This window comes from Ruegeria sp. ABF4_144 (genome assembly GCF_056160045.1).
On sequence record NZ_JBSWWK010000001.1, the window covers coordinates 2,750,839 to 2,765,280 of the forward strand.

Here is a 14,442-nt window from a genome sequence, read left to right on the forward strand (position 1 = left end):
GCTTCATCTTACCGCCAGCGGCGCTAGCGCCTTATAGAATTCTCTGTATCGCTCGTATTCGTTTTCAAAGGCATCACGGAGATCACTGCGCGGTTCGATGCTTTCCTTGATGTCCGGCGGTGTCATGATCTGAGCTGGCTCCGCGTTATCTGCAGCACATATGGCGAGGCGCGCAGCCCCCATGGCTGCGCCGTACTCACTACCTTTTGGCACGTCCAGCGGAACTTGCAAAACGGTGGCCAGAGTTTCCAGCCAGAACCGCGATCGCGCGCCTCCGCCAACGGCCAAAAGGCTATTCGGTTGTGTTCCGGTGCTCTTTAGGGCCTCCAGACAATCTCTCATTCCATAAGAGACGCCCTCCATGACGGACTGGGTCAGGTCAGTGGGTTCGGATGAGACATCAACACCCAAAAAGGCGCCCCGGATCTGGCTGTCATTATGCGGCGTCCGTTCGCCCGACAGGTACGGTAGAAACGTAATCGACGATGGCCGCTGTATTTCTGAGGGCATGGCGGCGGCCAGTTGCGCAACGGGTTGACCCAGATTGCGCGAAAGCCAGTTCATGCTGTTCGTTGCTGAAAGCATGACGCCCATCTGTATCCACCTATCGGGCACTGCGTGGCAAAAGCAGTGCACGGCAGTTTCCGGAGCCGGAGCATAGCTTTCCCTTGCCACGAGCAACACGCCGGACGTTCCCAGCGAGACAAACCCGGCGCCTTCATTGATGCTGCCGATCCCGCAGGCTGCGGCCGCATTGTCACCGGCGCCGCCTGCCACGACAACTGTATTCGAAATCCCCCACTCCTGCCTTAAACGGGGCTTCAATTCCCCGGCCGGGTCACTCCCCTCGACTAGCCGCGGCATCTGCTCGACACGCATGTGACCCGCGGCAAGCGCCGTTTCCGACCACTGCCGCGCATCGACATCCAACCAGGATGTGCCCGCGCTGTCCGACATGTCTGACACATACTCACCAGTCAGCCAAAACCGCAAGTAGTCCTTCGGCAGCAGCACTTTGGATACTTTTGAGAACACGTCCGGCTCATGTGTTCGCACCCATTCGAGCTTTGGCGCCGTGAACCCAGGGAACACTATGTTTCCTGATATGGCCCGCATGTCCGGCGTCTGGTCCAGTATCTTTGCCTCATCGGCTGACCGAGTGTCGTTCCAAAGAATACAGGGCCTCAGTACGTCGCCACCGTAATCCAGAAGTGTGGCACCGTGCATATGTCCGCTTAGACCTATCCCTCGCAACTTTGCGAAGGCTTGCTTGTTTTTCGAACGGAGCTGCCCAGCAACCTCATGGCACGCGCTGATCCAGTCAAAAGGGTTCTGCTCGGACCAGCCAGGGTTGGGCGTCGAAGTCGCGATGGACACCTCGGCATCCCCAAAGACAAGCCCGGCATCATCGACCAGAATCCCCCTAAGACCCGATGTTCCCAAATCCAACCCTAGATACATTCGCTACCATCCACATGAATTATTTTACTAGATAAAATTTATCCAAGCAGAGATCTTGTCAAGGTTTCTAAAATGGATCCCAGATTTGCCCGCGAAGCTAAAACCCTGACGTTGGTCCTGTTCGCGACTGTGTGGCCGGGTTCCGATCGCCCGCTTACCCAGCAATTCTGGTTTCGCATGAGCCTTGCGACCGTTGTCGGTGCGGTACTTGCTTTTCCAATTAACCGATGGCTGGCGACGAACCACCTAAAGCCCGTCTGCATGGCGCTTATAAATGCTGATAGAACGGCACCAGCCCTTGGGCATGCCTCACCAGATCACAATGACATGACAGGTCGAGATGGGCACCAAATGACGGCGCATCATCAAAGGAACATGAAAAGTCTAGAAACCGTTAGCCGATTCAATTTTTCCATGAACGTGTGAACTGATGAGGTGACAGCCCGTACTTATTTCGAAACCGTTTCGACAGAGTGCTGGCGCTGCTGAAGCCTGTCGCAACGCTGATTTCGGTCACGGACAGGTTCGTCCCAGACAAAAGGGCGTAGGCCCGCGAGAGCCGCAAGTCCGCATAGTACATTGCGGGAGACAGGTCTGTATAAGACTTGAACAAACGCTCCATATGACGCCGTGACAATCCGGATTGCCGCGCAACTTCCGCCAATGGCAATGGATTCTCGAGGTTGTTTTCCATCAGGTTGAGCGCCGCTGCCAGCTTGGGATTGCGGCTTCCCATCAGAAACGGAAGCTTTGACCGCTGGCTCGGGTTCTGCTCAATCGGACGATTATGGATACACATGTCCGCCACAAGACAGGCCAGTGTATTGCCGTGTTGATTGGCAATGACCTGCAGCATCATATCCAGCGAAGCGGTTCCGCCCGAACAGGTATACAATGGCCCGTCAACCTCGAGCAGTTGGGTTGATGGCTCAAGATCAGGGAAAAGCTCGCAAAATGCAGGCTGGTTTTCCCAATGCAGCGTGAAGGTTCTGTTGGCCAGCACGCCTGCTTTGGCCAAAGTGAAGGCACCGGTGCAAATGGCACCAACAGGATGGCCATGCGACCACCGCCGTCGCACCCAATTGGTCACGGATTTGTCTATCGTCTCCTCTGGCTCGACGCCGGAGCAAATGAAACACGTTCCATCATTGGGGACATCTTCAAGAGCAAGGTCAGGCAGCAGGCGCATGAGGTTGGCGCCTTGAACGATCTGTTTGTCTGGCGACACCGTATACCAGCGATAGAGTTCCGAGTTGGTAAGCTGGTTGGCTATTCTCAGCGGTTCAATGGCCGCGTTGACCGCAAGCATTGTCACTTTGGGAAGCAGAACGAAGTAGAAATCAATAGGATCCGCCTGAACCTCGTGCAGAAGAGCATGCGCGCCTTTTTGTATGAACTCCGTGCGTTCCATTGCACCTCGTTTTATGCCTTAGTCCACATGGTGGGAAAAGCCCCTGCGGTTCATAAGCCGGAATAACCCCACAGCCCGGTTGTCAAGGTAACTCAGAGCTTTGGCAATTCGAGATAGATTTACGTGAGAACATCACTGACCTCAGGACCCCTGGGTTTCGGCACGTCTAGTGCTGCTGCTTGAAGGGGCTCTTTCAATGTCTGAGTTTCAACTACAGGTTTTCAGCATTGGAGAGATCATCAAGGCAAAACCTTAGTGGGGTACCTTTCGGCAGAGAACAGTAGTCTTCTGACTGCAAGACATCCGAAGGAGGGTTTCCCCCTCCGATCAGAATGACCAGGAACTCTTCGAAAGGTGGTAAGAGGTGTTCTGAGTATTCAATGATCTCTTCTGAGGACGCGTTTTGAAACGCAGCAAAAAGTGGAATAAGGATTTCGCCATCGACGCCTTGGGGATGTTCGTGAAGGTATTGGCGCACACCCCAGACAGGATCGTTATAGAAATCGTAGTAGTAAGACCGGTCCAATTTATCTAACTGAACTTCCAGGCTTTCTTGTTCTACGCTCCCACTGCGCACACCCTGATAGATGTCTTTGATCTTTGCGTAGACTTCGGGCCATTCAAGCGCTTCGACAGTCGCACTTAATGAAATAGCGGCCTTATTCTTACCCATGACGACGAAGTCCGAACGCGGATCGTAGGCCGCTCGCATTGTCTGGCGAATAATGCGAAACATTTCGGAACCCTGATTGGCTCCAATGTAGTCCACCAACAGATTTGCCCCGAGCTGGTCATTCGCGTTCGCGAATTCCTTCGCCGAGACGAACAGGATCAGCATCTCTGTCGAATTGGGATCGGCAAAATGAATAACACCTTTCGGCAGTGAAAACGCCTTTTCATTGTCGCCGGTCAACTCTTTGACCCATTTGGCAATGGGAAGAGCCCACTTCGCCTTTGCAGTGGGTAGCTTTTTCATAAGCCGAAGGGTCCGGCGCTCCACTTCTGAGTCTTCCGATCTCAAGATCACCTGAGTGGGTCTGCCAAAACGGAAATCGCCGTCGTTGGATCCGGTCGCCTCTTCGCCGGGTTCATGCTCCAGAAAGTCGGTGACTTCGTTCAATACATCCGAGGGCCTTCTCGTTATCGTCGAGTTGGTGAGATTGAGATATTCAAGCCGTCGTGCGTACCAGTCGCTCGAGTATTCCGGCTCGAGCAAAAGGTTTTCCAGGTGAACAAGGGTTTCGGGGAAAAACTCGTTTGGCGCGGAAACGGTTAGTACCAGGTTCTGCCCAACAGCTTCGACGTGGTGCGAAGCTCCTTTCAAGTCCATGAATTCGCTGATTTGGTAGGAAGAGCGGCTTGATGTCCCGCCTGACACCACACTTGAGACCCCCGCCTTAAGGGCAGCTACGCGGTCTTTCGTAGGATGATCAATGGGCCATACCAATGTGATTGCGGAAATGCCGTTGCTAAGTGGGGTAAGATTGATGAACTTCGTTTCACCAGATATTGCGATCAGTTCCGCTCGAACCTCTTGCACTGGCAGTAAACAAATTACCGCCAAAAGGGCTGAGTATAGTCGACCTTTGAGTGCGCGCATTTCAGTTTTCTTTTTCGGCTAAAACGAATGATGTGGCTGACGGCTTCACAATGTTTTGCGCAAAATCAATAACTTCCTGATCTGTTGTGTTGTTCAAAGTGTCAGCGAATACCGTCGGGGTCACAGGAGGGAAACCATCAGACGCAACATTTTTCAGAAACCACAAAAACGCAGTGGGCCGCCGCGCCGAGTTCTGCGCCCAGACCACTTCTTTTTGGCGCACGTCATGAATCTCTTTTCTGCTGATTGGCTCTTTCAACAAATTGGCCAGGGTCTCGTTCAAAAGGCCTTGGGCTTCGTCCAAGCTGAAGCCGGGCATGAGTTGCAGTTCGATTGTTAATTCTAGGTCCGCATTTTTCGCAAAATACCAGTCTATATCATAACTAAATACCCCGGTGTTTTCATGATACAAAGTCTTGGCGAACCTCTCGTTCAAGACACCAGTAACGATGAAAAACGCGCCCTGCATGTCGATACTGGTTGAGCGGTCTTCGAAGTCTACGAATTTTGCGAGCTGCACAGTGTCTCGCTCTATCCTGTCAGACTTCAAACGTTCAACCGACCTAAGTGCCGGATCTGGTTTGTGATCCAACCAAGGTTTTTGAGGGGTCTCAGAGGGTTCAGTGTCGCCAAATATACGCGCTACAAGCTGTTCGGCTTTATCAGGTTCGACGTTGCCCGATACGATCAACATCACATTGGACGGCACATAGTGTTCCTTGTGAAACTGATAGGCTTTCTCAAGGCTTAGTTTGGGCAAATCTTCAACGGTGTTGTCCGCACGACCGCGCAGAGTGCCATAGAGGTTCTGAAGCGCAATTCTTCTAAGCCATCGAAACGAAGACTGTCTTTCACGAAGCAGCGTTTCACGCTGGACGATATCAATCTCGCTTTCCGCAAACTTCTCCGGCAGAGACGGAGTATCAAGGACAGCCCTGGACAGCTGCAACAACATTTCTATTTCGGAAGGCGCCCCGGAATTCGTGTATATCGTGGATACATTGTACGTTGATGCGTAGATGTCGCGCTCGCGCGGCTTTCTAAATATGGTCGCGTCCGCCGAAAACGCGGCCAAGTGCTCAGTAAGATGAGCCGTACCGGATGGTTCCGGATCGTCATACGCCCCCGAAAGAACGATTAATTGCACATCCACACGGTCGAAGTCATCTCTCGGCACCACGTAGGCTGCGTATAATCCACCTTTTTCAGAAATGGGGATGACGCTCTGAGCTTGGGCCGTTCCAGCAAACACCAAAAAGAATAACGAAAAAAACAATACGACTGCGCGCATCATAATCCTTTGATCTGTATGACTTGAGCCAAAGGCCCGCCAACAGGCGTTCAGCAAAAGTAGCAATGACTTGCTGAATGCTTGCTGGATACAAGCTGCTTTTTCAAGCATCCAACCAAAAACTTGTCGAAGTGTGTTCGAAGCGAAACCAAATAAAGCCAGAAATTGCCTTTGAGCGCATCGCGACAACGCAATGGCGCGGTGCACACCCAACGCCCAAAGGATCGCCGGAACACCCTGCCGTCCAAGCTGCCTGTCGGCTGGGCAATTGCGCCGAGGCTTAGAGGGATTGGTGAGAATTCTTTTGGTATTCGCAGCGCGAACATCCTCGAGCACTTCACTTCGTTCCTTGCAATGCTGGCCGACAAACCCTCGTCTCGACCGAGAACTTAAACCTTAAGGAACGAACAAGTCGCGTCACGCAATTCTGACCCAAGGCTTCAACGCCAGATTGATTTTTCTGTGCTTTTGACACCTGCCCAACCAAGCATTCGAGCGGGGTTGAACGACGAGAAGAAACATACTTTCAGCATCACTTCCAACTTTTTGGACCAAAAGAGGCACGGTTGCGACCAGTATGCTTGTACGGTACGTCCCCACTGGCATGCCAAACTGCGAAGAGGACCCACGTGGAATTGTTGAACTCCCTCAAAAATGCAATTCTAAGAACATTCGGACGCAGACAAAGTGCAAGCGAAGTTCGCGTTTTCCCGCGCGAAAGTGCGCCATCCTTATCCGTGGGAAAGTCCGATATCGATAGGCGAGGCTCGTTCGCGACCTCTGACATCCTGGAAGGCCAACTCATTAGGCGCATGAGCGGTGAGGTGCTGAACTTTGAAGAGGTCAATAGCCGGATTCTGAGTGGTCAACTTTCTCCGGACGACCCTCTGCAAATTGATAATGATCTGTACATTGATTTGGATACTCAATCCTTGGCAATTAACCACAGCTGCTCCCCAAACGCCGGGATAAGGGGACAGAACGAATTGGTTGCCATTCGTGATATTTCCGCAGGGGAAGAGGTAACCTTCGACTATTCCACTACAGTCAGTTCCGACGTGGCGCTTGAGGACTGGAGCATGGCATGTCAGTGCCATTCCACGAATTGCAGGCAGACAATTGGCAATGTGCTGACGGTCCCGGAAGAGATGTTGGAAAGATACACGCGCCTGAACGTGTTGCCACAGTATATTTTGGCCGAGCTCTCCAAATCGCCCGATGGATAGAAAAGTTCTTGAGGATCGTGTTAAGTAGCCGAAAGATTGCCTCTGCGCGCTGCCAAACCTGATCTGGAATAGGAATGACGACTTTAACACTGGAGGTCGAAGACGCGCCGTCTTTGGGCCAACAAACCATCATCCTTCATGATAACAATGGCGGCTATATTCGCGTGAAAACCGAATTGAGCGCCCCCAGGTCAGATCCTCTTACGTTAGATGGCCCGCTGTGCCTGGTTATTTTCCACGCAATGCAGCACTGCAAACGGCTGAAAATAAGCGGCGTCATAAGCGAAAAACTCTATCGCAATATCGTTGCTTTTCAGGAAGCTTGGCATTGTCATTACCCATCGTGGTACCAGATGGTGGAGATCGAGCCGCAAAGCATCGCCAGGTCCGATGATACCACACGAGAAACAAAAAACCGCGGTGTGATCCAGACGTTTTCGGGTGGGGTGGACTCGATATTCACGCTGCAAAGACCTCAGAGCCCTATCAATTCTGCAAGTGAAGGAACACCCAGGTCTGCCGTTCTGGTTCACGGTTTCGACATCCCCGTGTCCAATCAAAAAGACTTTGACATCCTTCGCAAACGTGTCGAGAAAATCACCGATGCTGCCGGTGTCCAGTTGCTGGTTGTTAAAACGTCACTCCGTGACAGTTTGCCGTCCAACTGGGAACACAGCCATGGTGCCGCGCTTGCTGGGATCTTGCATCTTTTCGCACACGACAACTACGCGGGGGCAATCGCCAGCTCGGACCCCTATAACTACATCAGTTTTGTTCCGCATGCCTGGGGATCCAGCCCGGCAACCGACTATCTGTTATCGGGCGATGAATTGGAGATCATTCACGACGGCGCGGGATATTCACGTCCCCAAAAAATTGCCTACTTGGCCAAAGAATGGCGCCAAATGTTGGGTCTGGCGCAGTTTTGTTGGGAAGGAAACGTCCGCTCGGAGAACTGCGGAGAATGTGATAAATGCATTCAAACCCGTTTGGCTCTCAGGGCCGCTGGTCAGGATGAACTTATTTGCTTTAAAACCACGTTTGAGCGTCCCATGATCAACCGACTAAAAGTTAGCGACGGAACTATGGGTGACCTTCTGCCTTTGATTGACTTTGCTGACGAACAAAACTGCACTGAGCCTTGGGTTCGAGATATCAAAGAACGAGTCAGCCCCTTCATGCCAACACAGTACAAATCAGATGGGTCTCTCGCTCGATCGTTAAGGTACTTTCGGTCTGCGGTCCGGGAACTCATCTCCTGACAACGTCACACACCTAATGTGCCTGTTCGGTCATCCGAGCACGCTACACACTTACGTAAGAGAGCTGCCCCGTGATACATCCCGATACAAAGCTGGTCGCAATCAACGACGCCACTGGCTCGGGAATCGTAGCAACTGCCGATATCCCAAAAGGCACAATAACCTGGTGTCGAGACGCTCTGGATATCGTGCTGACTCCCCAAAGCACCGAGAGCCTCCCAGAGGTCCTCTACAACGACTTTTTGAAGTACGCCTACCGAAGCGATCAGGGCCTCTACATTTTGAATTGGGACAATGGCCGATACCAAAACCACAGCTGTGACCCAACCTCATGTCTGGTCCGCACATACGACTGCGAAATCGCCATCAGGGATATTCGTGCGGGCGAGCAGATCACGTCAGATTATGCCACATACAATGTCGGGGCAGAGTTTGAGTGTGGCTGCGGATCACCAGTTTGCCGGAATATCATCGACCCTCGGGATAAGGATCAAAGATGGCTCGACCTACAGCCGAAAGTATCCGATGCTCTTGAGCTTATGAACAATGTCCCACAGCCCTTGTCGTCCGTTGCGCTGAGCTTCCCCACGCCTACACAGGCGTTAACGGGCGCAACGCAAGGGCAAAGTCCCAGCCCCAATCGCCCGTCTTCTTTTGCAAGGCGATTACGCGCGCGGTGGGGTGCTTTCGCTGAAAGCAAGTGGCCCTTGCGCTGAGGTACTAAGGTTTTTGGGTCGAACCGCTTTCACAGTGTGACCATTCGCGCAGATGGTTTTTTGTGATCCGGCAGAAGACTGGAATGCGGACTGCAGAAAGCGTGCAACTTGCCATGAACATGATAAAGAACAAGAAAAAGTTTAGGGTCGAGAGCACAGAGTATTACTTCAGCTCCACCCTGCAACACATCCATACGGCATTGCATGACGTCCTGAGCGGCGAACTGTCGCCAAATTGGGCGCTACTCGATTTCCCGGCGCATGCAAATGTAGGTGACAACGCAATTTGGCTCGGTACTAACAAATTGCTCAGAAGCCACTTTGGACAAAGGCCCCGTTTCGTTTCAAGGACGTTGATTTATCCGGCCAGGTTGCGGGAGTTCATGCCCGTCGGAACAATTTTTCTGTTGGGCGGCGGCAATTTTGGAGACATGTGGGAGTGGTACAATAGTCACCGCGCAAATACGCTCAGGTTATTTCGCGACTACAAAATCGTGCAGCTGCCTCAATCCATACACTTCTCTGATGAAAACGGAGAGGCGGTTAAAGAGACACAGGCGGCTATCGCCGAACATCCCGATTTCACCTTGATGGTCCGCGATACCGCCAGCCTGGAATTTGCCCGGAAGAACTTTGATTGCACTACAATCCTTTGCCCTGATCTGGCTTATGTTCTGGGCCCTCTCGCTACAAAAAGAAAGCCTTCAGTCCCAGTCTTGGCTTTGACCCGAGATGATCGTGAAAGAAAAGTGGACTTGTTTGGCCAGCAGGAACAAGGAAGCGTTCTGCAGGTTGCAGACTGGGCGCATGAAGAACGGTCGCAATTTCTAATTGAATCAACCCCCAAGATCGCAGAGTCAGCACCTTATTCATCTGCCTTGCTTATGCGCCTCGTTGACAGCGCTTTCTGGAACTGGAGCCGATCCAATGTGCACCGAGGAATTGACCTGCTTGGATCAGGCCAAATCGTCGTAACGGATCGCCTGCATGGCCATATTTTGTGCAGTTTGATGGGCAAGCGCCACGTGGTGATGGACAACTCCTATGGTAAGTTGTCTGGGTACCTAGACACCTGGCCGGGGAACAATCTTGCTGTACGTGCTTCTACGTCATGCGAAGCGTTGTCGCTAGCAAAGGGCCTGCTGCGAGAATAGTGGCTTCACCAATTGTCGCGCCCCGTCAGAAGCAGAAGAACAAGTGATTACTGCGTAACACGGCAGCGACTTCTATCCACACAAAGCGGACAACGACGGCTGCTAATCCAATCGTTCTACTGGGATGTTAAAACGTCTATTCGATGATTAACGACGCACCCTATCATTGAAAACGGCCATCATAGCGCTTCTCAGTCGAGCCACATCCTCGTCTACAGAAGCGGACAGTTCGCACTCGAATGACGGCAATACCTCAACCCGGATCGTTCCACTTTTTGGGAGGCGTCTGCCGCGTGGTAGCAGGCGATCGGAATCATGAATGACGATAGGTCGAATTGTCCGGCCCGTACTGCGCGCGGCTAATACGGCACCCGCCTTGAACGCGCCAAGGCTTTCGGACCGGGTGCGCGTGCCCTCAGGAAACAGCACGACAGAGCAACGTGCGGGCATTGCGTGGATGGCAGCGGTAAGTGTTTCAAGCGCTAAACTACCGCTCTTGCGGTCTACTTCAACAAGCCCTGCGCCCTTGAACCCGCGGCGTAAAAGGGCCGCATCGCAAAGCTCCTTCTTAGCGGCAAAGGTGATCCACTTGGAATCCGGCAAAGCATCCATAAGGGCGAAGCCATCCAAGTGGCTGCGGTGGTTGATTACGATAATGCTGCCGGTGTCGCTGGCCAGCATTGCCACTTCCGCCTGTGTCATCTCCGTCCGGATGCTCAGAAGCCACAGAAGCCGCGAACAGGCACGTTTGACCAGCCGCCAATACCAGCCGCGAAAGCCCCGCCGCTTACTGCAAAGCAAGGGCACAAACGCGACGTAAAGGAAGTAAACAGGGCCCAGCAGGAACAACGCTGTGCGTTTTATGACGCGCAAGCCAGTCGAGTCTATAGCCACTGGAGCGGCTCGTTGGTCCGGAGGATGGAGTGACATGGAATCCGTCGCAAGTGTCGCTTTCCTGGTGATGGTCACGAAGGTCCTTCGTTTGACATTCGCCGCCTGCCCTCTGGGCGCGTGGCTCGACAAGCACCCAGCGCACCGCCTCTATGGGGCAAAGGCGAAGGCACATCAACAGAAAGTCGCGTATTGGCGAATGAGTTCAATGGTTGGTTTGCATCTAAAAATAGATCCTACGCCATGCTCGAATGGCCAGAATGCGCACTTTGTGACGGTTTACCTCCGGGGACGTGCACGGCTGCTTGGTCCGCGGTGCAGCATTGGTTAGCGACAGTCAATGACCGGTTCAGGCCGCCCTCAACCACCAAGCGAAGTGGGATCGGAGACGACCACCTGTCTCCGACAATCGCGACGAGTTGACATTGATGAGCGCTGATCGACTAACAACAGTAGTTTTTTAATCCCATGGATGCAGCCGATCCAGACACGCTTCACCTGGCTGGTGTCAGTTTAGAATGTCACCCCAGGCTTTATCCCAGCGGCCAGCCTTCATGTCTTTTGGGTCAATGAACATACCAAAGCTTGCAACATCGCCAAACATCCAGCCCACAAGGTCGCTTGACGGAACCTCTAGAAGAAAAGCAGGATTGCGCGCGCGCGAGTAAATAAAGCCGGTATGCACCGGGCCTCCCATCGTCGCGTATTGGTGGTCCTGGTCAAACCGCCAGAGCGTTTCATAGCGCGCACGCGTTGTGTCGGATATGCGATCAGGGTGCACATGCATGGCCTCCTGCAGCTGTATCTCGAAGACATCTCTGCTAACAGGGCGCGCCCAAAATTCATCAATCACGGAATGGGCCTTCCATTCGGTCCCGCCATCGGTTTTCTTGGGCTGGCGAACTTCGATCTCGTCGAGTTCGGCAATCAAAGCGTCCGTCGTGCTCGCGTCCAAGGCAACGTCTAGTCTTGCCAAAAGCCTGCCATAGATGTCCTCCAGCGCGGTGACCGCCGCGTCGCGCGTCTCACGTTCCTGCTGATCGTTCGCAAGACTTAACCGCATTTTCGCCTGGTCCTCCGCGTTTTCGCTCTTCTGCAAATTGCGTTCTGTGCGTTCGGCGCGCCGGCCCAGGCTTTCCAACGCCTGATGTTGACCCGACAGCAGGCTGGCAACAAAGCCACGCGCGCTGATGGTATCGAACGGGCGATAAACCAAAGATCGAGGATCATAGTCTTCTTGGATGGCAAAGCGCTGATTGTCATCGGCTTCGACCGAGCGTCTAACCTCAGTCGACCCGTCGTGGGGCCGGATCGCCACCGGAAAGCGCGGAGGATGCGGGGCTACCGAAAAGCCCACTGCCGCCAGAGCGTCGCGTGCTTTGTCGCCCCTGGTACCGAAGTAGAAAGAGTTGGGCACGTCCGGCCAGTCACGTGGCGCAACAGGGCCGGTCAGGTGAAAGACGCGGGAGTCATCATCGACACGCCCCTCTGATGGCATGAAGAAAGCCAGCCAGCCATCGCGTGGCCCCAAGCCGCCCCAGATGCCCTCAGGCAGCTCATCAAGTGCGATTTGTGCAACAAACAGCATCGGGAGGCCGTTGACCTGGGGCCATTCCATATCTTCAGGCAGCATTGGGGCGCCCCCAATCCAGCTTCGGCTTCGATCTTTGGCTCCGGGCAGAAGCGGGACCAATTTAGCGGGCGCGGCATGGTGCGCCAAATCTCCCGGTTCGTGCGCCAGAACGGTTAGGTTTTGTTCAATAACCCCGGCAAGAAAAGCCTTGGCTTCTTTGGCTTCGGGAGTGTCATCAGACCTGTTTGCGGGCCTGCGAGAGCTGCCCTGCATGCCCATCAGATCGTACATCGGATGACCACGCCGTGGCCGGAAAACAAGCGCTACAATCACGAGCGGTAGGCTTTGCTGGACCAGCGTCCAGTTTCGCGGCGTTCCTTGAAGACCGAAGATCATCATTGTAATGCCCACAAGTCCTACAATAGGCGCAACATATTGGACGATTTGATAAATGCGCTGCAAAACTAACACCTGATCGCTGCCTCTATACGGCACCTTAGTTTCAACCAAAGGGGGAAATCCAGCGATTTAGTCATCCTCTGAGGATGCCTCCTTTACATGTGCAAATGAGAAAAGACATTTGCTCTGTATCGCTCCACTTTTATCGCGCCGGACCGATGCGGCCGGTTCGTGTAACGTTCAACAGGAATTACGGAGCGTCGCTGACGCTTTGGCTCAATCGAACACCAAAAGCTCAACAAACCTGTGAGTCACGACATTCAAATCTGACCCATACGTCAAACATTTCTGACCCATCGCGAAAGTGATGCCATCCTTGTAACGCGGTGCAAAAGTTCTACATCGAAATATGCAGCGCCTACATGACAAGTGAATTCGCCAGCCTGTTCATAAGAGCCCCTAAGCAGATTTTTCAGGGACGCGATTACCGATACTTGGCAAACCTCAACCACAGCAAGTACACCGAATAGCGGGCTTGGTTTCAGTTGGTCGTCGCAGCACAGTCAGGTAGCAAACACTCGTCAATAGCACGTCGCCAAGATGCCGAGTCGAGTTTGCAGAACGATACTCTTGCATCGCCCTCTCGATCACGCAGCCCATCAACTTTGCTGGCAATCACCGTTCGTCCTGCGGCAAGCGCTTCGTCCAGCACGAGGCCATAGGCCTCCCACCGCGACGGGATCGCGACGATATCAACGGCTTTATAGGCTTCTGCTGGGTCTTTTGCGTGGCCCCGAAACTCGATGCGCGGGTCACCCTCTGCCAGTTCCTCAAGGTATGAACGCTGGCTGCCTTCGCCAAAGATCAACAAACGCGCCTCCGGCGATCGGGTTGATCGGAAGCCCTGGATCAGGATGTCGAAACCTTTCTGCCGCTCCAGACGCCCGATGGCACCGATTGTGGTCTTTGACTTGGGCGGCGTCGAATTTTGCGCCAACTGCTCAAGATCCACGGTTGGAGGAACAACGGTCAGCTTTTCCGGAGTTGTCAGGCGGCGTTCCCTCATCCAGTCCGACTGCGTATGGCTAACCGCGACAACCTTATTAAAGAGGGAATAGACCACCCGTAGCATCGCATAGAACCTACGTTTATGCGGGACGTTCAAGGTGGTGAAGGCCCGGGTGTAACTGTGTTCGACGTGGACCAGCTGCGTGTCCACATGCATCGCGCGAAGAGCTGTGAACGCGGGCAGGCTTCGCCAGCTTGGCACGACGTGGGACACAATGATATCCGCCTTCAGTTTCCCCCACGAAAACGCCGTACGTTTGACCTTCAAAACCTTCTGCTCAACCGAACAGGACAGCTCTGACTGCATCATAAGATGGTCCAGCATTCGCGTCACGCCGCCCGCGGTTGTGTCGTCTACCAGATGGAGGATCTTTTTCTTCGTCATGGTTA

Annotated in this window: 12 protein-coding genes; 5 read left to right on the top strand and 7 right to left on the bottom strand. The window is 53.3% G+C overall.

The genetic code is table 11. The features are described from left to right. Positions 1-3: 3 nt before the first annotated feature. On the bottom strand, positions 4-1,461 hold the full coding sequence (gene xylB / locus ACXAGD_RS13740; RefSeq protein ID WP_475211415.1) for a xylulokinase: 1,458 nt from the start codon (positions 1,459-1,461) through the stop codon (positions 4-6). Positions 1,462-1,533: 72 nt separating this feature from the next. On the opposite strand from xylB, the gene ACXAGD_RS13745 reads away from it, so the two are divergent. After that, positions 1,534-1,887, top strand: a complete 354-nt coding sequence (locus ACXAGD_RS13745) for a DUF4396 domain-containing protein (protein ID WP_475211416.1) — start codon at positions 1,534-1,536, stop codon at positions 1,885-1,887. On the opposite strand, the gene ACXAGD_RS13750 is transcribed toward ACXAGD_RS13745, so the two are convergent. From ACXAGD_RS13750 to ACXAGD_RS13760, 3 genes are all read right to left on the bottom strand, one after another. Then, positions 1,865-2,872, bottom strand: a complete 1,008-nt coding sequence (locus ACXAGD_RS13750; protein WP_475211417.1) for a GlxA family transcriptional regulator — start codon at positions 2,870-2,872, stop codon at positions 1,865-1,867. The two genes, ACXAGD_RS13745 and ACXAGD_RS13750, sit on opposite strands and share 23 nt — an antisense overlap. A gap of 211 nt (positions 2,873-3,083) precedes the next feature. Then, the gene (locus ACXAGD_RS13755; RefSeq protein ID WP_475211418.1) at positions 3,084-4,472 is read right to left on the bottom strand and encodes a hypothetical protein; all 1,389 of its coding nucleotides are present in this window, start codon (positions 4,470-4,472) and stop codon (positions 3,084-3,086) included. 1 nt (position 4,473) lies between these two features. Next, entirely contained in the window at positions 4,474-6,099 is a 1,626-nt protein-coding gene (locus ACXAGD_RS13760; RefSeq protein WP_475211419.1) for a M16 family metallopeptidase, read from the bottom strand. Between the two features lie 293 nt (positions 6,100-6,392). Here ACXAGD_RS13760 and ACXAGD_RS13765 point away from each other — a divergent pair, with 293 nt between their 5' ends. The 4 genes from ACXAGD_RS13765 (at position 6,393) to ACXAGD_RS13780 (ending at position 10,121) form a co-directional block, all read left to right on the top strand. Further along, the gene (locus tag ACXAGD_RS13765; protein WP_475211420.1) at positions 6,393-6,989 is read left to right on the top strand and encodes an SET domain-containing protein; all 597 of its coding nucleotides are present in this window, start codon (positions 6,393-6,395) and stop codon (positions 6,987-6,989) included. A 74-nt stretch (positions 6,990-7,063) separates the two neighbouring features. Continuing rightward, positions 7,064-8,251 (top strand): hypothetical protein, encoded by a 1,188-nt coding sequence (locus tag ACXAGD_RS13770; protein ID WP_475211421.1) that lies wholly within the window; start codon positions 7,064-7,066, stop codon positions 8,249-8,251. Between the two features lie 71 nt (positions 8,252-8,322). After that, complete coding sequence (locus ACXAGD_RS13775; RefSeq protein ID WP_475211422.1) at positions 8,323-8,967, top strand: SET domain-containing protein; 645 nt, start codon at positions 8,323-8,325, stop codon at positions 8,965-8,967. Positions 8,968-9,050: 83 nt separating this feature from the next. Next, on the top strand, positions 9,051-10,121 hold the full coding sequence (locus ACXAGD_RS13780) for a polysaccharide pyruvyl transferase family protein (RefSeq protein ID WP_475211423.1): 1,071 nt from the start codon (positions 9,051-9,053) through the stop codon (positions 10,119-10,121). A 147-nt stretch (positions 10,122-10,268) separates the two neighbouring features. On the opposite strand, the gene ACXAGD_RS13785 is transcribed toward ACXAGD_RS13780, so the two are convergent. From ACXAGD_RS13785 to ACXAGD_RS13795, 3 genes are all read right to left on the bottom strand, one after another. Beyond that, the gene (locus ACXAGD_RS13785) at positions 10,269-10,802 is read right to left on the bottom strand and encodes a lysophospholipid acyltransferase family protein (RefSeq protein WP_475211424.1); all 534 of its coding nucleotides are present in this window, start codon (positions 10,800-10,802) and stop codon (positions 10,269-10,271) included. Positions 10,803-11,520: 718 nt separating this feature from the next. Next, entirely contained in the window at positions 11,521-12,984 is a 1,464-nt protein-coding gene (locus tag ACXAGD_RS13790; protein WP_475211425.1) for a DUF1963 domain-containing protein, read from the bottom strand. A 541-nt stretch (positions 12,985-13,525) separates the two neighbouring features. Beyond that, on the bottom strand, positions 13,526-14,437 hold the full coding sequence (locus ACXAGD_RS13795; protein ID WP_475211426.1) for a glycosyltransferase: 912 nt from the start codon (positions 14,435-14,437) through the stop codon (positions 13,526-13,528). Positions 14,438-14,442: the final 5 nt, after the last annotated feature.

Excerpts from the sequence above, each read along its gene's own strand:
- ACXAGD_RS13780 (WP_475211423.1), top strand. The coding sequence starts at position 9,051 with ATGCGGACTGCAGAAAGCGTGCAACTTGCCATGAACATGATAAAGAAC.
- ACXAGD_RS13770 (WP_475211421.1), top strand. The coding sequence starts at position 7,064 with ATGACGACTTTAACACTGGAGGTCGAAGACGCGCCGTCTTTGGGCCAA.
- xylB (WP_475211415.1), bottom strand. The coding sequence starts at position 1,461 with ATGTATCTAGGGTTGGATTTGGGAACATCGGGTCTTAGGGGGATTCTG.
- ACXAGD_RS13750 (WP_475211417.1), bottom strand. The coding sequence starts at position 2,872 with ATGGAACGCACGGAGTTCATACAAAAAGGCGCGCATGCTCTTCTGCAC.
- ACXAGD_RS13745 (WP_475211416.1), top strand. The coding sequence starts at position 1,534 with ATGGATCCCAGATTTGCCCGCGAAGCTAAAACCCTGACGTTGGTCCTG.
- ACXAGD_RS13795 (WP_475211426.1), bottom strand. The coding sequence starts at position 14,437 with ATGACGAAGAAAAAGATCCTCCATCTGGTAGACGACACAACCGCGGGC.
- ACXAGD_RS13790 (WP_475211425.1), bottom strand. The coding sequence starts at position 12,984 with ATGATGATCTTCGGTCTTCAAGGAACGCCGCGAAACTGGACGCTGGTC.
- ACXAGD_RS13755 (WP_475211418.1), bottom strand. The coding sequence starts at position 4,472 with ATGCGCGCACTCAAAGGTCGACTATACTCAGCCCTTTTGGCGGTAATT.
- ACXAGD_RS13785 (WP_475211424.1), bottom strand. The coding sequence starts at position 10,802 with ATGCTGGCCAGCGACACCGGCAGCATTATCGTAATCAACCACCGCAGC.